This window comes from Pseudomonas sp. 7SR1, assembly GCF_900156465.1.
Taxonomy (GTDB): domain Bacteria; phylum Pseudomonadota; class Gammaproteobacteria; order Pseudomonadales; family Pseudomonadaceae; genus Aquipseudomonas.
Window position 1 is genome coordinate 4,409,960 of record NZ_LT707064.1, and the last position, 20,984, is coordinate 4,430,943.

At 63.3% G+C, this 20,984-nt stretch carries 19 protein-coding genes; 14 read left to right on the forward strand and 5 right to left on the reverse strand.

Features of this window, described 5'->3' with window-relative positions; translation table 11 throughout:
• The first annotated feature begins 12 nt into the window (after positions 1-12).
• Positions 13-1,866: a polyurethane esterase gene (locus BW992_RS19730; RefSeq protein WP_076406948.1), complete on the forward strand. Its 1,854-nt coding sequence runs from the start codon at positions 13-15 to the stop codon at positions 1,864-1,866.
• A gap of 119 nt (positions 1,867-1,985) precedes the next feature.
• Positions 1,986-2,372 carry a hypothetical protein gene (locus BW992_RS19735; RefSeq protein WP_072398463.1) on the forward strand — a complete coding sequence of 129 codons (387 nt, stop codon included), beginning with the start codon at positions 1,986-1,988 and terminating at the stop codon, positions 2,370-2,372.
• A 39-nt stretch (positions 2,373-2,411) separates the two neighbouring features.
• Here the strand turns inward: BW992_RS19735 and BW992_RS19740 are convergent, their stop codons facing one another.
• Complete coding sequence (locus BW992_RS19740) at positions 2,412-2,636, reverse strand: YgdI/YgdR family lipoprotein (RefSeq protein WP_053151286.1); 225 nt, start codon at positions 2,634-2,636, stop codon at positions 2,412-2,414.
• 213 nt (positions 2,637-2,849) lie between these two features.
• Between BW992_RS19740 and BW992_RS19745 the strand changes: the two genes are divergently transcribed.
• From BW992_RS19745 to BW992_RS19755, 3 genes are read left to right on the forward strand one after another with little or no spacing between them, the layout of a single operon-like run.
• Positions 2,850-4,502 (forward strand): VRR-NUC domain-containing protein, encoded by a 1,653-nt coding sequence (locus BW992_RS19745; RefSeq protein WP_076406949.1) that lies wholly within the window; start codon positions 2,850-2,852, stop codon positions 4,500-4,502.
• Positions 4,499-6,826 (forward strand): ATP-dependent DNA helicase, encoded by a 2,328-nt coding sequence (locus BW992_RS19750; RefSeq protein WP_076406950.1) that lies wholly within the window; start codon positions 4,499-4,501, stop codon positions 6,824-6,826. The genes BW992_RS19745 and BW992_RS19750 overlap by 4 nt, the downstream gene beginning before the upstream one ends.
• Positions 6,827-6,880: 54 nt before the next feature.
• The gene (locus BW992_RS19755; RefSeq protein WP_072459345.1) at positions 6,881-8,425 is read left to right on the forward strand and encodes a response regulator; all 1,545 of its coding nucleotides are present in this window, start codon (positions 6,881-6,883) and stop codon (positions 8,423-8,425) included.
• Between the two features lie 24 nt (positions 8,426-8,449).
• On the opposite strand, the gene BW992_RS19760 is transcribed toward BW992_RS19755, so the two are convergent.
• The gene (locus BW992_RS19760; protein WP_053151292.1) at positions 8,450-8,680 is read right to left on the reverse strand and encodes a hypothetical protein; all 231 of its coding nucleotides are present in this window, start codon (positions 8,678-8,680) and stop codon (positions 8,450-8,452) included.
• A gap of 144 nt (positions 8,681-8,824) precedes the next feature.
• Between BW992_RS19760 and BW992_RS19765 the strand changes: the two genes are divergently transcribed.
• A complete protein-coding gene (locus BW992_RS19765; protein ID WP_072398468.1) occupies positions 8,825-9,361 on the forward strand; it encodes a hypothetical protein in 537 nt (178 codons plus the stop codon).
• Here BW992_RS19765 and BW992_RS19770 read toward each other — a convergent pair.
• Positions 9,333-10,703, reverse strand: coding sequence for a cation:proton antiporter (locus tag BW992_RS19770; protein WP_076406951.1), 1,371 nt, complete (start codon positions 10,701-10,703; stop codon positions 9,333-9,335). The genes BW992_RS19765 and BW992_RS19770 overlap by 29 nt on opposite strands.
• 248 nt (positions 10,704-10,951) lie before the next feature.
• Between BW992_RS19770 and BW992_RS19775 the strand changes: the two genes are divergently transcribed.
• The 4 genes from BW992_RS19775 to ligD are packed head-to-tail and all read left to right on the forward strand — an operon-like array spanning position 10,952 to position 17,131.
• On the forward strand, positions 10,952-12,349 hold the full coding sequence (locus BW992_RS19775; protein WP_076406952.1) for an iron-containing redox enzyme family protein: 1,398 nt from the start codon (positions 10,952-10,954) through the stop codon (positions 12,347-12,349).
• A 9-nt stretch (positions 12,350-12,358) separates the two neighbouring features.
• Positions 12,359-13,360: a methyltransferase gene (locus BW992_RS19780; RefSeq protein ID WP_072398471.1), complete on the forward strand. Its 1,002-nt coding sequence runs from the start codon at positions 12,359-12,361 to the stop codon at positions 13,358-13,360.
• Positions 13,332-14,492: a carboxylate-amine ligase gene (locus tag BW992_RS19785; RefSeq protein WP_076406953.1), complete on the forward strand. Its 1,161-nt coding sequence runs from the start codon at positions 13,332-13,334 to the stop codon at positions 14,490-14,492. The genes BW992_RS19780 and BW992_RS19785 overlap by 29 nt, the downstream gene beginning before the upstream one ends.
• The gene (gene ligD, locus BW992_RS19790) at positions 14,492-17,131 is read left to right on the forward strand and encodes a DNA ligase D (RefSeq protein WP_076406954.1); all 2,640 of its coding nucleotides are present in this window, start codon (positions 14,492-14,494) and stop codon (positions 17,129-17,131) included. The genes BW992_RS19785 and ligD overlap by 1 nt, the downstream gene beginning before the upstream one ends.
• A 3-nt stretch (positions 17,132-17,134) precedes the next feature.
• On the opposite strand, the gene BW992_RS19795 is transcribed toward ligD, so the two are convergent.
• Positions 17,135-17,746 (reverse strand): Yip1 family protein, encoded by a 612-nt coding sequence (locus BW992_RS19795; RefSeq protein ID WP_072398474.1) that lies wholly within the window; start codon positions 17,744-17,746, stop codon positions 17,135-17,137.
• Between the two features lie 168 nt (positions 17,747-17,914).
• Here BW992_RS19795 and BW992_RS19800 point away from each other — a divergent pair, with 168 nt between their 5' ends.
• The 3 genes from BW992_RS19800 to BW992_RS19810 are packed head-to-tail and all read left to right on the forward strand — an operon-like array spanning position 17,915 to position 19,407.
• Entirely contained in the window at positions 17,915-18,415 is a 501-nt protein-coding gene (locus BW992_RS19800; protein WP_072398475.1) for a CinA family protein, read from the forward strand.
• A 16-nt stretch (positions 18,416-18,431) separates the two neighbouring features.
• Entirely contained in the window at positions 18,432-18,950 is a 519-nt protein-coding gene (locus BW992_RS19805; RefSeq protein WP_072398476.1) for a hypothetical protein, read from the forward strand.
• A 7-nt stretch (positions 18,951-18,957) separates the two neighbouring features.
• Positions 18,958-19,407, forward strand: a complete 450-nt coding sequence (locus BW992_RS19810; RefSeq protein WP_072398477.1) for a DUF421 domain-containing protein — start codon at positions 18,958-18,960, stop codon at positions 19,405-19,407.
• Positions 19,408-19,447: 40 nt separating this feature from the next.
• Here the strand turns inward: BW992_RS19810 and BW992_RS19815 are convergent, their stop codons facing one another.
• Complete coding sequence (locus tag BW992_RS19815) at positions 19,448-20,305, reverse strand: SDR family oxidoreductase (protein WP_076406955.1); 858 nt, start codon at positions 20,303-20,305, stop codon at positions 19,448-19,450.
• Between the two features lie 190 nt (positions 20,306-20,495).
• Here BW992_RS19815 and BW992_RS19820 point away from each other — a divergent pair, with 190 nt between their 5' ends.
• Positions 20,496-20,900 carry a VOC family protein gene (locus BW992_RS19820; protein ID WP_083526383.1) on the forward strand — a complete coding sequence of 135 codons (405 nt, stop codon included), beginning with the start codon at positions 20,496-20,498 and terminating at the stop codon, positions 20,898-20,900.
• Positions 20,901-20,984 lie beyond the last annotated feature (84 nt).

Here is a 20,984-nt window from a genome sequence, read left to right on the forward strand (position 1 = left end):
AGTGCAACAACCATGGGAATCTACGACTACAAGAACTTCGGCACCATCGAATCGAAGGCATTGGTCAGCGATGCGATGGCGATCATGCTGTATTCCTATCACAACCTCGACCACGGTTTTGCCGCCGGGTACCAGCAGAACGGCTTCGGCGCCGGCCTGCCCGCGACCTTGGTGACGGCCCTGCTGGGAGGCACCGACTCCCAAGGGGTGATTCCCGGCGTGCCATGGAATCCCGACTCGGAAAAGCTGGCCCTGGAAGCGCTGCAAAAGGCCGGCTGGACCCCCATCAGCGCCTCCCAGTTGGGCTATGCCGGCAAGGTGGACGGCCGGGGAACGTTCTTTGGCGAGAAGGCCGGCTATACCACCGCCCAGGTGGAAATCCTCGGCAAGTACGATGCCGACGGGCAGCTCAAGGAAATCGGGATTTCCTTTCGCGGCACCAGCGGTCCTCGTGAAAACCTGATCAGCGACTCCATCGGCGATGTAATCCATGATGTGATGGCCGCGCTGGGCCCCAAGGACTTCGCCAGAAACTATGTCGGCGAAGCCTTCGGCAACCTGCTCGGCGATGTCGCGGCATTTGCCCGGGCCCATGGCCTGACAGGCGAAGACGTACTGGTCAGCGGCCACAGCCTGGGCGGGCTGGCGGTCAACAGCCTGGCGGACCTGAGCGGCGACAAGTGGGGGGGCTTCTACAGCGGCGCGAACTACATCGCCTATGCATCACCCACCCAAAGCGCCAGTGACAAGGTCTTGAACATCGGTTACGAGAACGACCCGGTGTTCCGGGCGCTGGACGGCTCGACGTTCAACCTGTCGTCGGTGGGGGTACATGACGCGCACCAGGACTCGGCGACCAACAACATCGTCAGCTTCAACGACCATTACGCCTCGGCGGCATGGAACGTGCTGCCGTTTTCCATCCTCAACATCCCGACCTGGATTTCCCACCTGCCCACGGGCTACGGCGACGGCATGGGGCGGATAATGGACTCCGCGTTCTATGACCTCACCGGCAAAGACTCTACCATCGTGGTCGCCAACCTCTCGGACCCGGCACGCGGTAATACGTGGGTGCAGGACCTCAATCGCAACGCCGAGGCTCATACGGGCAGCACTTTGATCATCGGCAGCGACAAGGATGACCTGATCCAGGGCGGGCAGGGCAGCGATTACCTGGAGGGACGCGCCGGCAATGACACCTTTCGCGACAGTGGCGGCTACAACGTGATCCTGGGCGGTCAGGGCAACAACACCTTGCAGCTGCAACAGTCGGTGAAGGATTTCAGTTTCGCCCATGATGGGGCGGGAACGCTGTACGTGCGTGACGCCCATGGGGAGATCAGCATGACCCGCGACATCGGCACGCTGGTGAGCAAGGAGTCCGGCTCGTTCTGGGGGCTGCTCAAGGATCAGGTGAGCCACAGCGTCACCGCGAACGGCCTGGTCAGCGATGGCCATGTCACCGCGTATGCGTCAGCGGTCAAGGGCGGTGCGGCCAACGATACCCTGGCGGCCCGGGCGACAGGCGACTGGCTGTTCGGCCTGGACGGCGACGATGTGCTGGTGGGCGGCGCGGGGAACGACACCTTCGTGGGCGGCTCGGGCAACGACGTGATGCAGTCCGGTGGCGGACAGGACACGTTTATCTTCAATGGCGCGTTCGGCCAGGACCGCATCAGCGGGTATGATGTCGGCGACACACTGGTGTTCCTGGGCGTCCAAGGCGCCGGCGCGGGTTACGACTACCGCCAGCACCTGTCGCAGGTGGGCAACGACACCTTGCTCAAGGTAGGCGACAGCTCCGTGACCCTGGTGGGTGTCGGACTGGCCCAGGTAGGAGGCGACGGCCTTGTGTTCGCCTGATTGACTTGATTCGAGGAAGACGTGAGAGGGGGCATCGACCAGGAGGGAAACCGGGCCGTCAAGGCTTCGGCACCGCATGAGGTCATGTCCCCTCGTCACGTATGAGGAGAGGTACTGCAGTGAAGGGTAGACAAGGGTTGTTCATCGGTCTGATGGGGGCAATGGTTTCGGTTGGCGTGCTGGCGGATCTACCGGATCAGTCGATCCTGACCCGGTATGGCATCTCTGCCGACCAGTTGCCCATGGCCGAGGGCGACCACCGCGCAGATGCGCCTTCGCACCTGCCGCGTTTCGAGTTGCAGATGCCCAGGTCCTGGATCAGGGTGGACATCGAGGCGGCGAAGAGGCCGGGCATCACCGGAAACATCAGTATCGATCGTTCCAACCGGCAGGAATACGAGCATTGCCTGCGCATGCAGGAACAGTCCTTGCGAAGGACGGGGGCGACCATCAGTTGCGACGAGGGCGGCCTGGCCCTGGAAATGGATGTCGATCAGGTCCGCTGAGCGAGAGCGGCCCCCCGGGGGCAGAGGGCCTGTAGAGGATCAGTCTTCCTTGCGGATCGTCGCCACTTCGTCGGCGCGAACCCGGACTTTCTTGCCCGAGATGTCTTCGAATTCATAGAAGCCATCGGAGGTGCGGGTGTTGGGGGTGTCCTGGGTCAAATACTGGGTGCCGTTCTGCAGGGTCACCACGGTCGGCGTCGAGCAACCGGCCAGCGCCAGGAACGCGGCAGCGGCCAAAGGCAGGCCCAGAAATCTGATGTTCATATCCATAACCTCTCGATCAAAGGCGCGGTCAGGCTGATTCGACCGCGCCACTACTGTAGTCAACCGCCATTGGTCTCGCTTGTTGTAGGAAAGTTCATCGCTGGCCGCAGGATTTCACCTTTAAATATAGGAGACCGCTCATCTTTTGCAGTTGCCTGTGCCCTTCGTTGCTGATATCTGTACGCATAACCAGTATTTGTGACGCTTCTTTCCGTGACCGCCAACCCCCTCGACGATCCGTTCTACTATCTGAACAACTTCCAGCAGGTACTCGCCTGGTTGACGCAGCGTTATGCCGATGTGCTCAGCCCCGAGGAACAGCGCTTCATCGATGAGTTCGCAGCGGTCCCCCGAGCGTCCCAGGCCCTGCTGGTGCGAATGGTGATGCGCAAGGGATTGCGCTTTCGGCACAGCAAGCTCAGTTATTGCGAAATCGGTGACATCGGCACCGCCGTCGAACCGTTGCTGGCCCTGGGTTGGGTCGTCGAACAGGTTCCCGTAAGCCTCGCCGAGTTGTTCGACGTACTGCTCAAACCGGAAATTCTCCTGTGCCTGGGGCACCTGATCGAGCGGCCCAAGGCGAAGAAGACCGAGTGGCTCCAGGCCCTGGGCGAGCAGTTCAACGAGCCGCAGCCGTTCCACGCCTGGTGTCCGCAACTTGAGGATCGGCTGTACAGCTTGACCATCATGGGCATCTGCGATCGTCTGCGGCTGATGTTCTTCGGCAACCTCTATCAGGACTGGTCGGAATTCGTACTGGCAGACCTGGGCATCTTTACCTATGAAACCGTGGCGTTCAGCGCCGAATCACGGGGCTTGCGCAGCCGTCGGGACGTGGATGCCTGCGTATTCCTGTACGAGTGCCAGCAACGCCTGGAAGCTGGTGAGGCCCCCCAGGACATCGTCGCCCAGGTCAATGCCCTGGAGCTGGGCAACCCGTGGCTGGAGCGCCGCCGGGGCAAGCTGTTGTTCCAGGTCGGCCAGTATGGCGAACGCATCGCCGACTTTGCCTTGGCCCTGGGCATCTACCGTGACTGCACCTACCCCGGGGCCCGTTTGCGGATGATCCGTGTGCTGGAGCGCATCGGCGAGTACGCCCTGGCCCTGGCATTGAGCGAAGAGGCTGCGGGGGCCCCCCAGGACGCCGCCGAGGCCCAGGCCCTGCTCAGGATCGTGCCCCGCCTGCGGCGCAAGCTCGGCGGCCCGCCGGTGCCGCGTATGCTGGCCCGGGAAGTGGAGCGCCTGGACTTGCAACTGCCGCGCATCGACCCGACCCTGTCGGTGGAATATCACGTCCAGGCCCACCTGCACGATGAAGCCGCTCCGGTGCATTACGTCGAGAACAGCCTGATCAACTCGCTGTTCGGGCTGCTGTGCTGGCCGGCGATATTCGCGCCGTTACCCGGGGCGTTTTTCCACCCGTTCCAGCGTGGTCCGGTGGACCTGCTCAACGAAGATTTCCACGCCCGTCGCGCCGACCTGTTCGCGGACTGCTTTGCCGAGCTGGACGACGGCCGCTATCGGCACACCATCATCCGGCGCTACGTGGAAAAGTGGGGCATCCAGTCGCCGTTCGTGTTCTGGGGCGCCTTGTCCGAAGAGCTGTTGAACCAGGCGCTGGACTGCCTGCCGGCCGCGCACCTCAAACACTGGTTCGACCGCCTGCTGCTGGATATCAAGGCCAACCGCGCCGGCATGCCGGACCTGATCCAGTTCTGGCCGCAGCACAAGACCTACCGGATGATCGAAGTCAAAGGCCCCGGCGATCGCCTGCAAGACAATCAGTTGCGCTGGCTGGAGTTCTGCCATGAGCATCGGATGCCGGTCGCCGTGTGCTACGTGCAATGGATGGAACAGGGCGCATGAGCCAGGAGCCGGTGTACAGCATCGCCGTGCGGGCACTCTGCGAGTTCACCGCCAAGACAGGCGACCTGGACCTGCGATTCACCCCGTCGCCCACGGCCCTGGAGGGTATCGTCGGTCATCGCACCGTGGCGTCGCGTCGCAGTGAGGGCTATCAGGCCGAAGTCAGCCTCGAAGGTAGCTACCGTGGGGTGAAGGTCAGGGGCCGGGCCGACGGTTATGACCCGCTGTGCAATTGCTTGGAGGAAGTGAAGACCTATCGGGGCGACCTGTCGCGGCAACCGGCCAATCATCGTCAGTTGCACTGGGCCCAGGCCAGGATCTACGGCTGGCTGATGTGCGACAGGTTGCAACTGCCGCGCATCGATGTGGCGCTGGTGTATTTCGATATCGTCAGCGAAAGGGAAACCCGCCTGGCGCAAAGCTTCGAGGCGACCCAGCTGCGGGATTTCTTCGAGCAGCAGTGCGCGCTGTTCCTCGCCTGGGCCGAGCAGGAGGTTGCCCATCGACAGGCCCGCAACGACGGTGCGCTGGCCCTGGCCTTTCCCCACGCCGGCTTCAGGCCGGGACAGCGACACCTGGCCGAGTCGGTGTTCAAGGCCGTCAGCACCGGTCGATGCCTGATGGCCCAGGCGCCCACCGGCATTGGCAAGACCGTCGGTACCCTGTTTCCGATGCTCAAGGCCCTGGCGCCGCAGAAACTGGACAAGGTGTTCTTTCTCACGGCGAAGACCCCGGGTCGCAAACTGGCCCTGGATGCGGCACGGGTGCTGACCCGCAGCGCGCCGTCGATGCCGTTGCGGGTATTGGAGATGATTGCCCGGGACAAGGCTTGCGAGCATCCGGACAAAGCCTGCCACGGCGAGTCCTGCCCGCTGGCCCGGGGGTTCTATGATCGCCTGCCGGCTGCCCGCCAGGCCGCGAGCCAGGTCACGCTGCTGGACCAGGCCGCGTTGCGAGAGATCGCACTGGCCCACCAGGTGTGCCCGTACTACCTCAGCCAGGAAATGGCCCGGTGGGCCGATGTGGTGGTGGCCGACTATAACTATTACTTCGATTTCAGCGCCTTGCTGTTCGGCCTGGCCCAGGCCAATGGCTGGACCGTCGCGACCCTGGTGGACGAAGCCCATAACCTGGTGGAGCGGGGCCGGCAGATGTACAGCGCGACCCTCGACCAGTCGACCCTGGCCGCCGTGCGCAAGAGCGCTCCCGAACCGCTGAAGAAAGCCTTGCAGCGGGTCCACCGGCAATGGAACGCCCTGCACGCGCCACAGCTGGCGATCTACCAGGCCTACGACAAACCTCCGGACAAGCTCCTGCAGGCCTTGACGCAATGCACCACGGTCATCGGTGATTATCTCAACGACCATCCCCAGGGCCTGGACAGCGCATTGCAGGCGTTCTACTTCGATGCCTTGCAGTTCGCCCGGGTGGCGGAGTCGTTCGATGAGCACTTTCTGTTCGATATAGACAAGCGCGAGCCGCACAGCCAGCGCAGCCGGTCAACCCTGTGCCTGCGCAACGTGGTGCCGGCCGGTTTCCTGCGGCCACGCTTCACGGCCGCCCGGGCCAGCGTGCTGTTTTCCGCGACCCTGAGCCCCCGGCATTATTATGCCGACCTGCTGGGCACGCCGGCGGACACGGTCTGGATCGATGTGGAGTCGCCATTCCAGGCCGAACAGCTGGACGTCCAGGTGGTCAGCCGGATTTCCACTCGGTTTGCCCATCGCCAGGCATCCCTGGAACCGATCGTGGCGTTGATGGCCCGCCAGTTCAGCGCGCGTCCTGGCAATTACCTGGCATTCTTCAGCAGTTTCGACTATTTGCAGCAGGTGGCCGGGCTGTTTGCCGAGCGTCACCCGGACATCGCCACCTGGACGCAATCGCGGGGCATGGGAGAAGCCCCCCGCCAAGCCTTCCTCGAACGCTTCGAGGAACATGGCCGGGGCATCGGTTTCGCGGTATTGGGTGGGGCGTTCGGGGAAGGTGTCGACTTGCCGGGCTCCCGCCTGATCGGCGCGTTCATCGCGACCCTGGGCCTGGCGCAATTCAACCCGGTCAACGAGCAGATCAAGCAGCGCATGGCCGCGATCTTCGGCGACGGTTACGACTACACCTACCTGTATCCGGGGTTGCAGAAAGTCGTCCAGGCCGCGGGAAGGGTCATTCGTACCCAGCAGGACCGTGGCGTGGTCATGCTGATCGACGACCGTTTCGGCGAGGCCAGGGTGCGGCACTTGTTGCCGCGCTGGTGGTCAGTGACGGAGGAACACCCCCAGATGGCCCACCCGAATGTTCCGTCGGGCTTGCCTGGTGCTTTTTCCTGAGAGCAGACTTGCCCCATACTTCGCAAAAACGCCTCCACGGATGCCCTGGCCAACATGCCCGATAACGACAACAAGCCCATCCTCATCAACGAAGAACAGCGTTTTCGCCTGCTCATCGATGCCGTGGTCGACTACGCCATCTACATGACCGATCCCACGGGCATCATCATCAGCTGGAACTCCGGTGCCCGACGCTTCAAGGGCTATGAGGAAGCGGAAATCATCGGCCAGCACTTTTCCCGTTTCTACACCGAAAAGGACCGTGCCGCCGGACTGCCGCAACGGGCCCTCAGTACGGCGGCCCGGGAGGGGCGCTTCGAAGGCGAAGGCTGGCGGGTGCGCAAGGACGGCACGCAATTCATGGCCCATGTGGTCATCGATGCGATCCGCAGCGATACCGGCGTATTGCTGGGCTTTGCCAAGATCACCCGTGACATCACGGATGTCACCCAGGCGCAGTTGGCCCTGGAGCAAGCCCGCGAAGCGCTGTTCCAATCCCAGAAGCTGCAAGCCATCGGTCAACTGACGGGTGGTATCGCCCATGATTTCAATAACCTGCTGACGGTGATCCTCGGCAACCTGGAGATCGTTCGCAAGCGCATGCCTGGCGACCCCAAGCTTGCCCAACTGCTGGACAACGCAACCCAGGGCGCGTTGCGCGGCGTTTCCCTAACCCAGCGGATGCTGGCGTTTGCCCGTCGGCAGAAACTGACGTCCGAATCGGTCCAGTTGCCGGCCCTGGTGCAGGGCATCAGTGGTTTGCTGCAAAGCTCCCTGGGCCCGTCGTTCCACATCCAGACTTCCTTTGCCCCTGGCCTTTCCCCCGTGCTGGCGGACGTCAACCAACTGGAACTGGCGATCCTCAACCTGGCGACCAACGCCCGTGATGCCATGCCCAACGGGGGGCGTATCCTGATCGCGGCCGATGAGCGACGGGATACCCCGGCCTCGCCACAGGCCGCCATGAAGCCCGGGCGCTATGTATGCCTGTCGATCATCGACGAGGGCGAGGGCATGGATGAAGCGACCCTGGCCTCGGCCGTCGAGCCGTTTTTCACCACCAAGGGAGTGGGCAAGGGCACCGGCCTGGGGTTGTCCATGGTCCATGGCCTGGCGGAACAGCTGGGCGGCCGCCTGCTGCTGCTCAGCGAGAAGGGCGTGGGCACCACCGCTGAACTGTGGCTGCCGGTGGCGCAGGCCCAGGTGTCGCAGAAGGCCCAGGTGCAGGACTCGGCTTCACTGATGACCCAGGAGTTGCTGGTGCTGGTGGTGGACGATGACAGCCTGGTGCTGACCAGTACCCGGCTGCTGATCGAAGACCTGGGACACCGGGTCCTTTGCGCGTCCTCCGGGGCCCAGGCCCTGGAGCTGTACGAATCCAACCAGGACATCGACCTGGTGATCACCGACATGGCCATGCCGCAGATGGACGGCTCGCAGTTGGCCAAACTGCTTCGTGACCGGCAGCCCACCTTGCCCATCGTCCTGGCCACCGGTTATGCCGAACGCCTGGAAGGCTTCGCCACGCAATTGCCGCGCCTGACCAAGCCGTTCAAGCAGATCGACCTGGTGAAGGCCATCGGTCAGACGATGAAATGAGCGCAGGGCCCCCGGTTCGCAGCGCTATGTGGTGTTCTTCCTGAACCCCCGCAGGTTCATTGCGCACAGGCAGAACTGCAACACGATCAGTGCATAGGCATCCGTATGCAGGCCCCAGATCACCCATAGGATGTTGCTCGCGATGAAACAACTGAACCCAGCCACGCGCCGGCGCGGCTGGCGCGAGCCGATCAGCCAGGCCGCCAGTACCGTCACCACCATCGCGGGCCATTGCACCCATCCAACATAATCCACCGCATGCTCCTCGTGCTTTCGATGATCTACAGACCGCAGGCAGCGCTCCGACGTTTCGTTGGACCGGCGGTCCATCGACTTGAACTTGCCCGATGGCGCGTTCCTCCAACGAAGCTCAATCATCATCGAGGAATGACCTGCGCAATGCCCCGCATCCTGACCAGCCAGACCCAGGAAGAAGAACTGACGGAACACAACGCCAAGCTGTTCGGCTCTCCCAAGGAGCGGCTGGATTTCTATCGACGGGAGATCCAGTACGAAACCAGCATCCTGGCCAATCGAACCGATGCCTACCTGGCCGCCCAGTCCTTCCTGGTGATCGCCTTCGCCTCATGCATGGCCAACCTGAACCCGGAGTGGGGCAAGTTGTTCACCCTGGTGGTGCCACCGTTCCTGGCGCTACTGGGGTTCTTGAGTTCCCTCAATGCCTGGCCGGGCATACGCGCGGCCTACGAGATCATCGACCACTGGCATTTCAAGCAGAGCGAGCTGCTGCGCGCCGAACCGATGATGGGGCTGGTCTATGACGAGTCGCCGTTGTTCAGCGAGCGGGAATCGACCCACAAGGGCTATCGCAAGTCGCTGCTGTTTTCCCTGCGCACGCCCTGGATCTTCGCTACGTTCTGGGTACTGCTGGGAGGCTATTCGATCTTTATCCAGGTGACCGATCCGGGGGGCTAGGCCGACGGTCCGGTTGCTTGCGACTCTCATACCAGGTCAGCGTTGGCTGGGTGCTCAGGCCATGGACCAGGATACTCAGGGCGACCACCGACAAGGTCAGGTTGGTGCACAGTTGCGCCACGTCGGGTGGCAGCACATGGTTCAAGGCGAAGAACAGATAGAATAGGCTGCCGATGCCGCGTATGCCGAACCAGCCGATCAGCAGGCGCTGGGGCCGGTTCAGCAGGCGGCCCCAGGGCATTGCCAACACACTCAGTGGGCGGATGAGCAGAAACAGCAGTGCTCCGATGGCCAGGGCGCGCCAGTCCCAATGGCTGGCCAGCACGACCCCCAACAGGGTGACGAGGAACACCTCCATGGCGCGTTCCACCAGGCTGCCGAAGGCCAGCATGTCCCCCATCATGACGCCAGCGGCCACCTGTCCTTCATCCAGCGATTGTGTGTCGCCCACCAGCGCCTCGGGCGGCGCGACGGTCTCATGGCCCACCACCGGTTGTACCAGGTGCTCGGCGGGCGGCGCGTCCTTGTCGGTGGAGGCGACCTCGGCCTGCCGCAGGCCCAGCCCGGCGGCGAACACCGAGAGAAAGCCATAGCCCTGGATCGACTCGGCAGCGACATAGGCCAGGGCGATCAGCGCCAGGGCCAGGTAATCGTTGGGGGAGAGGGTGCTATCGGCATTCCTGATGCGCATCGACAAGGTGAGTTTGCCGATCCCGCGTCCCATCCAATAGCCCACCAGCAGGCCGGCCGGAACAGCCCACAAGACATTGCGCAAAGTCCACTCCAGGAGGAAACCGCTGCCGTCCTCGCGCAGCATCAGCAAACCCAGGATCACGAACGGAAATGCCGTACCGTCGTTCAACCCCGCCTCGCCGGACAGGCCAAAGCGCACCCGGTCGTCGTCGCGGGCATCGTTGACCTGGACCAGCGCCGCCAGCACCGGATCGGTCGGGGCCAGCATCGCGCCGATCAGCAGCGACACGCCCCAGCCGAGACCGAACAGGTAGTGCAGCGCCAGGCACAGGCCGGCGATGGTCAGGATCATCACCGGGCCGGCCAGGCCATAGGCCACGCGCCAGGTGTGGTCCTTGAATGGCAAGCGCAACTTGAGACCGCTGACGAACAACGAAAACACCACGGCGATTTCGGTGAGGTGTTCCATCCAGGCAGACGAGTCGGCGAGGTCCAGCCTCAGCAGATCCAGCCCCATCGGGCCGATGGCGGCGCCCAGTACCAGGCACACCGCCGAGGTGGTGACCGGCATCCAGCGCAGGTAGGAGGAGGTCAGGGCCAGGGTCAGCAGAACGGCACCGAGCACAGCGACCCAAGCGGTGAAAATCATTGTCGCTCCTTGGAGGGGGGCCGTGGTCATGCCAGCCATGGTTACCGGGCGCCCCATCGAATCGAGGCGCTAGAGCCCTTGGGCAAAGCGGTTCAAGGCGGCCTGTCATTCATTCGAGGCATGGGGGGCGATACGGTTCCGTTTATCCGGCGGCCGTTCAACCGGAGGGAATTTTTCGTCGTGCCAAGCGCTCTGCAATGAAAGAGACGTGCTGGTTCAGCGTCCTGCCGACCATACATGAGGCCCTTATGACTGCGCTGACATCCCTCCACCGGCCTGCCACCGGACACCCGCTTGCAGATGCACCGTTCCCCCAGGCCGGGAGCGTACGCCAATGCTACGAACGGTTGCTCCAAGACCCCGACGACGGCGACAAGCAAGCCGCCGCCCAGGCCTTTCTCCAGCCATGCCTGGAAAAAGCCGCGGCGTTGCCTCAGCAAATGCCCGACGACCCTACAGCCTTGCATGCCTGGGTCGAACAGCACAGCGCTGGCGTGGCCCGGCAATATGCCGATTACCTGGAACGTCGCAAAGGCGGCGGTGCGCGGGAGTTCTTCGGCAGCAAGGCCCATGCCTTGTTCTTTCTGCAGGCTGTCGCGCCCACCAAGCTGGTGGACGGCGCCTGGCTCTACGCAGTGCTCAAGCATTGGCATGACCACCGCTTCGAAGGGCTGTTGTGTACCTACCTGGAAGAACTGGGAGATGGCAACCCGGCGCAGAACCACGTGGTGATCTATCGCAAGCTGCTGGCCGAACACGGGCTGGCGGATGCCCCGCAGATCGACGATGAACTCTACCTGCAGGGTGCGGTGCAACTGGCCTTGGGTCATGCCGGCGACGATTACCTGCCGGAAGTCATCGGCTACAACCTGGGCTACGAACAACTGCCCCTGCACCTGCTGATCAGCGCCTACGAGCTGAGCGAGCTGGAGATCGACCCGTATTATTTCACCCTGCACGTCACCATCGACAACGCCAGCACCGGCCACGCCTACAAGGCCGTGCAAGCGCTGCTGCAATTGATGCCGATGGAAGCCGACCGCGAGGCTTTCTGGCGACGGGTCACCCTGGGCTATCGCCTCAACGACCTGGGACAGGGCAGCCGGGCGATCATCGAGTCGTTCGACCTGGAGCGTGAAGTGCTGGACATGCTGGAACGCAAGCGCCCGTTCGGCCAGCACATGCATTCCGATTACTGCAAGTTCGAAGGCCAGACCGTCAACCAATGGCTCTCCAGGCCCGGGCAACTGCAAGGGTTCCTCCAGGCACTGCAGAACAAGGGCTGGATCAAGCGCCACGAAGACCCACGCAACAGCCGCTTCTGGACCCTGATCGAAGGGGCCGGCGCGGCCATGTTCGGGGTCTTCAGCCCCTACGAAAAACAGTTGCTGCACGATTGGATCGCCGGCGACTGGCAGCCCGAGGGCGGCCGCAGTACTCCACGCCGCAACCAGGGGGCTGCCTGCGAGCCGCCGATGCCGGTGGAAGATCCCGATGTCCAGAACCTGCAACAGGCCCTGCGGGGCAAGGCCGCCGATGAGCAGATGCAGATCCTGATGCCCTGGCTATCGGCCCATCGCCACAGTCATCCGGCGGGTCTGTTGGCCACCCGACGGTTCATCGAACTCAAATCCGTACTTCGCTAGGAGCCCTGCATGAATCAGGAAGAACGCCTGTCCGAGCCCGACCTGGCGCTACTGCAGCTTGGCCGCCGCCTGCAAGCGGACGGCTATCGTTTCATCACGCCGACGCCGTTGACCCACGAGCGGGTCAACCAGCGGCCCGGCAACGAACGCTCCAGGACGCTGCGGGATGTGTTCGGCTGGTCGCGGCCGTTTGCGCCGGGGCTGATTTCCGCCGACGAGCAGCGCCAGTTGCAGGATGCGCAGGTGCTGGAAGCGCGCGACGGTCTGCTGTACAGCCGGGTTCGCTGGTCGAGCCTGGACGGGATGCTTTTCGCCCACTCCCGGTTTCCGACCCAGGCCAACGATGCGGTGTTCTTCGGGCCAGACAGCTATCGTTTCGCCCAGTTGATCCATGCGCACCTGCAACAGAACTTCACTGCGGTGCATCGGGCGGTGGACATCGGCTGCGGCGCCGGGGTCGGCGCGATCGTGATCGCTCGGGCCCGGCGCGAGGCGCAGGTGTTGGCGCTGGACATCAATCCATTGGCCCTGCGCCTGAGCGCGGTCAATGCGGCACTGGCGGAGGTGGGTAATATCGAGATCGCCCACAGCGATCTGCTCAAGGACGTGGAGGGCGACTTCGACCTGATCGTCGCCAACCCGCCCTACATGGCCGATCCGGACGAGCGTGCCTATCGCCATGGTGGCGGGGCTCTGGGCGCCGGCCTGTCGCTGCGCATCGTCGAACAGGCCTTGCCGCGCCTGCGCCCCGGCGGTTCGCTGGTGCTCTATACCGGTGTGGCGATGGTCGACGGTCGCGATCCGTTCCTGGAGGCTCTGGGTGCGTGGCGCGACTCGGCGCAATTTGGCTGGACCTACAAGGAATTGGACCCGGATGTCTTTGGCGAGGAATTGCTGACACCGGGGTATCAGGACGTGGAAAGGATCGCCGTGGTGGCGTTGGTTGTAACCCGCATTGGCGCGGGAACCGGAGGGATCATCGATGAACAGGCGTCTGAAGTTCGGCATTGAAGAAGAATATTTCCTCACCGACCTGCAAACCCGCAGCATGCCCGGGCAACCGTCGGCGGCCGCCGTCGCGGCTTGCCGGACCGAGTTGGGCAAGCATTTCGCCCATGAGATGTTCCAGAGCCAGATCGAGATGGCGTCGCCCATCTTTCGCAGCCTGCCCGAGGCCGCCGATTTCCTGGCCCAGGTACGCGCCGGGTTGACCCAGCGCCTGGCGCCTTATGGGCTGGGGCTGCTCAGCGCCGGTTCGCACCCCATGGCGACCCAGGACCTGCAGCCCACCGATGAACTGCATTTCCAGCAATTGTTCGACGACTACCAGCGGGTGGCGCGGCGCAGCGTGCTGTCGGGCTTGCATGTGCACGTGGAGGTGCCGGCCGATCGGGACCGGGTCAAGGTGATGAACGAGGTCCTGCCCTGGCTGCCGATGTTCCTGGCCTTGAGCGCATCGTCACCGTTCTGGAATGGGGCCTACAGTGGCTTCAGCAGCTATCGTCAGGTCGCCTGCGATGAGTGGCCACGGATGGGGGTGCCGGAATATTTCGAGAACGAATCGGCTTTCGCCAGCTACGTCGACCTGCTCATGCGCACCGGCTCGATTCGTCAGGCCAGCGATTGCTGGTGGGTGATACGGCCTTCGTCCCGCTATCCGACCCTGGAGCTGCGGATCTGCGATGCCTGTCCCCGGGTCGAGGATGTGCTCTGCCTGGTCTCGCTGTTTCGCCTGATGGTGGCCCATGCCGCGGCCCAACCCAAGCCAGGTGCCCGGTACAGCCAGATGTCCCAATGGATCCTCAAGGAAAACCGCTTGCGGGCCAAGCGCCACGGCATCCTGGCGGAGTTCATCATCGAAGGCCAGGAGCAACCGGTGCTCATCGGTGAATGGTTGACCATGGCCGAACAGACCTTCGGCGACACCGCCGCTGCACTCGGGGTCCAGGACGTATTCAAGCAGGCTCGACGCATCGTCCAGGAAGGCACCAGCGCCGACCGGCAGGTGGTGCTCTACGAACAGGGGCTGTTGCTGGGGGACTCCATCGAGCAGGCCTTGGGCCGGGTTGTCGATCAACTGCTCTCGGAAACCGCCGGGCTGCCTGTTGCCAGCCCGCAATTGCCCCAGGCCGCAGGTGCATGATGGCCAGCAAGACCCTCGACGACTACAACCGCATGCGCGATTTCGCCGCCACCCCGGAGCCGGCGGCGAAGCGCTCGCGTCGAGCGAAGAAGGCGGCCCACGCCCTGCAGTTCTGTATCCAGAAGCACGACGCCACGCGCCTGCATTACGACTTCCGGCTTGAACTGGACGGTGCGCTCAAGAGCTGGGCGGTGCCCAAGGGCCCGTCCCTGGACCCCAAGGCCAAGCGCCTGGCGGTGCATGTCGAAGACCACCCGCTGGACTATGCGACGTTCGAGGGCAGCATTCCGGAAGGGCACTACGGTGCTGGCGATGTCATTGTCTGGGATCGGGGCGTATGGATTCCCCAGGGCGATCCCCACGAGGCCTACGAAAAGGGCCGACTCAAGTTCGAGTTGCAAGGCGAGAAGCTCGCCGGCCTGTGGAACCTGGTGCGCACTCACATGCCCGGCAAGCAGGAGCAGTGGTTCTTGATCAAGCATCAGGACGAAGCGGCCCGCCCGCAAAGCGAATACGACGTGGTGCAGGCCGAGCCCGACAGCGTGCTCAGCGACCGTACCATCATACCCAAGCGCCGTGGCAAGGCCGCCGCTGCCAAGGCCGTGAAACAGCCGGAAAAAGCCTCCCCGCAAAAGTCGTCGAAAAAAGCTTCCGGTACCACTCTCAGTGGCGCGGTTCCGGGGCCGATCCCGAAGACTCTCAAGCCGGAACTGGCGACGTTGGTGCAAAGCGCTCCCGACGGCGAATGGCTCTACGAGATCAAGTTCGACGGCTACCGGGTCATGGCCCGTATCGAAGACGGCGACGTTCGCCTGATCACCCGCAACGGCCATGACTGGACCCATAAATTGCCACGCCAGGCCGAGGCCCTGGCCGGGCTGGGGCTGGAGTCGGCCTGGCTCGATGGGGAAATGGTGGTGGCCAACGAGGATGGAGTACCGGACTTCCAGGCCCTGCAGAACGCCTTCGATGCGGGCAGCAGCGGCAAGATCGCCTATTACCTGTTCGACCTGCCTTATCTCAATGGCATGGACTTGCGCAAAGTGCCGGTGCAGGAGCGGCGCGCGGCGCTGGCGGCGGTGCTCGAACGCAATCGAGACCCGCTGCTGCACTTTTCCGATGCCTTCGAGGAAACGCCCGAAGCCCTGCTCAACAGCGCCTGCCAGATGCGCATGGAAGGGTTGATCGGCAAGCGAATGGGCAGCGCCTACGTGTCCCGGCGCAGCAACGACTGGATCAAGCTCAAGTGCAAGAATCGCCAGGAGTTCGTAGTGGTGGGCTTCAGCGAGCCCAAGGGTGCACGCAGTGCCTTCGGTGCGCTGCTGCTGGGGCTGCATGACGCCGACAGCGGTGAGTTGCGCTACGCCGGCAAAGTGGGCACGGGCTTTAACGAAACCACCCTCAAGAGCATCTACCAGCAGCTGTTGCCCCTTGAGACGAAAAAAGCCGCGGTGGTGAATCCGCCCACCGGCTACGAGGCCAAGGGCGTGCATTGGCTCGAACCCAGCTTGCTGGCCGAAGTGGCGTTCGCCGAAATGACCAAGGAAGGTTCGGTGCGACACGCGGTGTTCCATGGTTTGCGCAACGACAAACCGGCCAAGGACATCACCCAGGAGAAGGCCAGACCGGTGAAGAAATCAGCCGACACGAAGAAGGCCAAGGCTGCCGAGGCCCAGAGCGCTCCCGCTCGCGCGCCAGACAAACCCAAGGCGAAAGGCAAGGCCAAGGCGTCGGCAGCCCAGGGCATGGAGGGCAAGGTCCGCATCACCCACCCGGACCGGATCATCGACGCCACCAGCGGCACCACCAAGCTGCAGTTGGCCGAGTATTACGCCAGCGTCGCCGAATTCATCCTGCCGGAATTGGCCGAGCGTCCCGTGGCACTGGTGCGGGCGCCGGATGGCATCGCCGGCGAACTGTTTTTCCAGAAAAACGCCGAGCGCCTGGCCATTCCGGGCATCACGAGCCTGGACAAATCAGTCACCGGACACCCGGTGATGATCATCAACAATCCCGAAGCGTTGATCGGCGCGGTGCAGATGAGCACGGTGGAACTGCACACCTGGAACGCAACGACGGTGGACCTGGACAAGCCTGATCGCTTCGTCCTGGACCTTGACCCGGATCCGGCGCTGCCCTGGAAAAGCATGGTGGAGGCCACGCAGCTGACCCTGTCGGTGCTCGATGAGCTGGGCCTGAAGGCGTTTCTCAAGACCAGCGGCGGCAAAGGCATCCATGTGGTGGTGCCATTGACGCGCAAAGCGGGTTGGGACGAGGTGAAGGGCTTCAGCCACGCCATCGTCAGCCACATGGCGAAGTTGCTGCCGGACCGTTTCTCCGCGGTGTCCGGGCCGAAGAACCGGGTAGGGCGGATCTTCATCGATTACCTGCGCAACGGCCTCGGTGCCACCACCATCTGTGCCTACGCCGCCCGCACCCGGGAAGGGTTGCCGGTGTCCGTACCGATCTATCGCGAAGAGGTGGCCGAGCTCAAGGGGGCAAACCTGTGGAACATCCACAACGTTCACGAACGCCTCGCCGAGGTGGGTCATGAACCCTGGACCGAACTCAGGAAAACCCGCCAGAGCATCACCGCCGACATGCGTCGGCGGATCGGCATGAAGAAGGCGGGCAAATGATCCTCAGCCCGCCGGGAAGCGCAGGTACTCAGGCTGCAGCACGTTGAACCAGAACAGGATCATTTCCACCAGGATGGTCACCAGGACCAGCAGCCCCACGCCCCAGACACTGGCCGAATACAGCAGGCCTTGCTCCTTCTTCAGGTTCATGAACCTGGGCAGGCCAACGAACAACAGGAAGGTCGCGTAGGCCGACGCCGCCAACAGTACAATGGCCGCCAGCCAACGGTTGGGGTAGAGGCCCATCAGACCGGCGAGAAAGTAGGGCGTGGCGGTATAGGCCGCAAACCCGATGCATTGGTTGAGCGTGGGACGGGCCTCGAAAGTACGCGACATCCAGCGGATGAACGCGCCCATGAGCACCACGCCCGCCACGATGGTCAGGTACAGCAGCACGCACAGCTGCAAGGCGCTGGCACTGTTGAGGCGTACGGTTTCGTTCTCGGCCAGGCTCCAGCCGGTCCAGGTGGTGCCGATGAACAGGCACACCGTAGGGATCAGGGCCAACAGCAGCAGGTGGCCGAGGTAATGGCTCGGATGAGCCTGTTCCTGTTCGCGGATGTCTTTCCAGGCGAACTCGGGATGGGTGAACAGCTTGACGAGGGGTGCTGACATGACGACCTCCTATCGAGACAGCCTCTGCGTGAGGCCCATGTGGTTTTGAGGTGCGGGATTTCCCTGGGGTTTCATTTATTTGCTGCTCACAGGCGGCGATGCGATCAAAGGGAATGAATGACGGCGACGGCGGTCAACCCATCAGATCTCCTGAAGGACCCATGTGCCATGACTGTCGCTCATTCACTGGTTGCTTATCTGCGTGACCACAACCTGCGCCTGACCACTGCCGAATCCTGTACCGCCGGCCAGATCGTCACGCTGCTGGCCGAGGTGCCGGGCAGCGGTTCGTTGATCGAAAGCGGCTATGTGGTCTATTCCCCCGAGGCGAAACAACGGCTGCTGGGGGTCAACCCCCGCACCATCGATACCTTCAACCTCACCAGTCGCGAAGTAGCCGAGGAAATGGCCTTAGGCGCCTTGCATGACGCCAATGCCAATGTTTCGGTCGCCACCACAGGCATCCTCGGCCCAGACGACATGGACGGGATTCCCGCCGGCACCGTATGTTTTGCCTGGGCCTTCGATATCCAGGGCCAACGGGCGCTGTTCAGTCGCCAGGAGCGTTTTTTCGGTACGCGCAGCCAGGTCCAGCTATGGGCTGCCGAGCATGCGCTCCTGCAGTTGCGACACTTCCACCAGCGCGCCTTGGCGGGAGAGCGCAGGTAGCAGGCAGGAGGCGTGCATGAACGAAAACACCGAGCCCGACGATTTCCACAATCGGGTATTTCCGGTACGCGAAGACATGGCCTACCAGCTCAAGGTCTGGCGCTTCGAGCGCGTGGGTTGGTACGTGCTGGTGCTCTTGGTGATCCTGACGCTGGCGGGGCTGTTTTCCCGGGGCCCCCTGAGTAGCCGTGAGGCACAGAGCAGCGATGGCCGGCTGAGGGTCAGCTACGAGTTGTTTCATCGCAACGGCTCCACCCATCCCATGATCCTGCAGCTCAAGGGCCAGCCGGATGCCTTGCTGGAGGTGGAGCTGGGCGGTGACTGGATGGATGGGTTCGACGTGCAGACGCTACAGCCCCAGCCTGTGCGTTCGGCAAGCGCGGGGCCGGGTATGAAACTCTGGGTCCGGGCCGATGCCCGGGGCGAGGCGAGTCTTCACCTGTCCTTGCTCAGCGAGGGACTGGGTACGTACCACAGCCGCATCGCCATGCCCGGTGGCGTGGCGGTGAGTTTCGATCAATTCATTTTTCCGTAGGTGACGTATGGATTCGGTGCTGCGGGCCGCTGTGATGTACCTGGCATTGATGGTGCTGTTCAAGATCGCCGGCCGTCGTTCCCTGGCGGACATCACCACTTTCGACTTCGTGCTGCTGATGATCATTGGCGAGGCGACCCAGCAGGCCCTGCTGGGGGATGACTTCTCGTTGACCAATGCGCTGATGGTGATCGTGACGCTGATCGCCATCGACGTGGGGCTGTCGCTGCTCAAGCAGCGTTCCAGTTGGGTGTCACGGCTGATCGATGGCGGACCGACCGTGATCGTCGAGGATGGCCGGCTCCTGCGGGGGCGCATGCGGCATGCGCGGTTGATAGAGGAAGACATCATGGAAGCGGCGCGTTCGAGCCAGGGCATCGAGACCCTGGCGCAGATCAAGTTCGCGATCATCGAGCGCAACGGGAAAATATCGGTGATCCCCAAGGAGCCGTCCTGACGGGCGAGGGATAAGCTTACTCGCCCGTACCGCCGCAGCTTCAGAGCATCGGTTTGCCGCCGGTAATGCCATAGCGGGACCCGGAAATATAGCTGGACTCATCCGATGCCAGCAGTACATAGATCGGCGCCACTTCCACCGGCTGGCCCGGACGGCCCAGGGGTGTCTGGGAGCCGAAATTCTGCACCTCTTGCTCGGGCATGGTCGCCACGATCAGCGGCGTCCAGATCGGCCCTGGCGCCACGCTGTTCACACGGATGCCCTTGGGGCCGAGCATCTGTGCCAGGCCACCGGTGAAGTTGGCGATGGCGCCCTTGGTCGTGGCGTAGGCCAGCAAGGTCGGCTTGGGCATGTCGGAGTTGACCGAACTGGTATTGATGATCGAGCCACCGGCCTTCATGTGCGGCACGGCTGCCTGGCAGATCCTGAACATCGCGGTGATGTTGATATCGAAGGTGCGAACCCATTCTTCATCTGGAATGTCTTCCAGGTTCTCGTGGGTCATCTGGAAGGCGGCGTTGTTGATCAGGATGTCGATATGCCCGAAGCGGGCCACGGTCTCGTCAACCGTCTTGCGACATTGCGCCTTGTCCGCGAGGTCCCCTGGCAGCAACAGGCATTGGCGGCCGGCCTGTTCGACCCAGCGGGCGGTCTCCCTGGCGTCTTCGTGTTCGTCCAGGTAGGCGATGGCCACGTCCGCGCCTTCCCGGGCGAAGGCAATCGCCACGGCGCGACCGATGCCGCTGTCGGCTCCGGTGATCAGGGCAATCTTGTTGGCCAGGCGCCCGGAGCCGGTGTAGCTCTGTTCGCCGCAGTCCGGGTACGGATCCATCTTGCGCTGTGTACCGGGTACCGGTTGGCTCTGTTTCGGAAAAGGTGGGAAAGGGTAGTCGGCCATTGTCGTTCTCCAGGGCAGGTTGAAGTTGCGTTGCAGGGTGGACTGCCTGCCTTCGGCCAGAGTTCGGTCGGATCATCGCGTCGGTCGATGAGCGTGGCGCGGGACGTTTCGGCGACCGCTCATCAACGGCAATGAACGCCTTGGAACAGGCGTCATCCAACGGCCATGCGCATCCAACCGGGAGATGGAAGTGTTCAGCCACATACAGATCGGCGCGCGCGACCTGCCGAAAATGATCGCGTTCTACGATGCAGTCCTTGGCTGCCTGGGGTTGGTGCGCATGGAAAGCGAGGACGATTCGGGCCCGCCGGGAGAAGGCTGGCATCAACCCGGAAAACGCTGGCCCCAGGTGTTCGTGCAGTTGCCGTTCAATGGCCTGCCCGCGACCTGGGGCAACGGCATGCAAGTCAGCTTCGCCGCCGACTCACCGCAGACCGTGCGCGCCGCCTGGGAGCTGGCCATCGCCATGGGTGGGCACGACGAAGGCCCACCGGGGCTGCGTCCGCAGTATTCGCAAGGATATTTCGGCGCGTATTGCCGGGACCCGGAAGGTAACAAGCTGTGCTTCGTGCACACCCCGGACATGCACGAATAGTCGGCATCGGTGCGACGGGGCCCGCGCGTGGCCAGGGCTGGGCAGCAGCCCTGGCCATTCGGCCTATTCCAGCACGACGGCCCT

What these genes read in the sequence shown, in the direction of transcription:
- BW992_RS19755 (WP_072459345.1), top strand. Translation starts at nt 6,881, where the DNA reads ATGCCCGATAACGACAACAAGCCCATCCTCATCAACGAAGAACAGCGT.
- BW992_RS19775 (WP_076406952.1), top strand. Translation starts at nt 10,952, where the DNA reads ATGACTGCGCTGACATCCCTCCACCGGCCTGCCACCGGACACCCGCTT.
- BW992_RS19730 (WP_076406948.1), top strand. Translation starts at nt 13, where the DNA reads ATGGGAATCTACGACTACAAGAACTTCGGCACCATCGAATCGAAGGCA.
- BW992_RS19770 (WP_076406951.1), bottom strand. Translation starts at nt 10,703, where the DNA reads ATGATTTTCACCGCTTGGGTCGCTGTGCTCGGTGCCGTTCTGCTGACC.
- BW992_RS19750 (WP_076406950.1), top strand. Translation starts at nt 4,499, where the DNA reads ATGAGCCAGGAGCCGGTGTACAGCATCGCCGTGCGGGCACTCTGCGAG.
- BW992_RS19785 (WP_076406953.1), top strand. Translation starts at nt 13,332, where the DNA reads ATGAACAGGCGTCTGAAGTTCGGCATTGAAGAAGAATATTTCCTCACC.
- BW992_RS19740 (WP_053151286.1), bottom strand. Translation starts at nt 2,636, where the DNA reads ATGAACATCAGATTTCTGGGCCTGCCTTTGGCCGCTGCCGCGTTCCTG.
- BW992_RS19815 (WP_076406955.1), bottom strand. Translation starts at nt 20,305, where the DNA reads ATGGCCGACTACCCTTTCCCACCTTTTCCGAAACAGAGCCAACCGGTA.
- BW992_RS19800 (WP_072398475.1), top strand. Translation starts at nt 17,915, where the DNA reads ATGACTGTCGCTCATTCACTGGTTGCTTATCTGCGTGACCACAACCTG.
- BW992_RS19805 (WP_072398476.1), top strand. Translation starts at nt 18,432, where the DNA reads ATGAACGAAAACACCGAGCCCGACGATTTCCACAATCGGGTATTTCCG.
- BW992_RS19765 (WP_072398468.1), top strand. Translation starts at nt 8,825, where the DNA reads ATGCCCCGCATCCTGACCAGCCAGACCCAGGAAGAAGAACTGACGGAA.
- BW992_RS19810 (WP_072398477.1), top strand. Translation starts at nt 18,958, where the DNA reads ATGGATTCGGTGCTGCGGGCCGCTGTGATGTACCTGGCATTGATGGTG.
- BW992_RS19780 (WP_072398471.1), top strand. Translation starts at nt 12,359, where the DNA reads ATGAATCAGGAAGAACGCCTGTCCGAGCCCGACCTGGCGCTACTGCAG.
- BW992_RS19795 (WP_072398474.1), bottom strand. Translation starts at nt 17,746, where the DNA reads ATGTCAGCACCCCTCGTCAAGCTGTTCACCCATCCCGAGTTCGCCTGG.
- ligD (WP_076406954.1), top strand. Translation starts at nt 14,492, where the DNA reads ATGGCCAGCAAGACCCTCGACGACTACAACCGCATGCGCGATTTCGCC.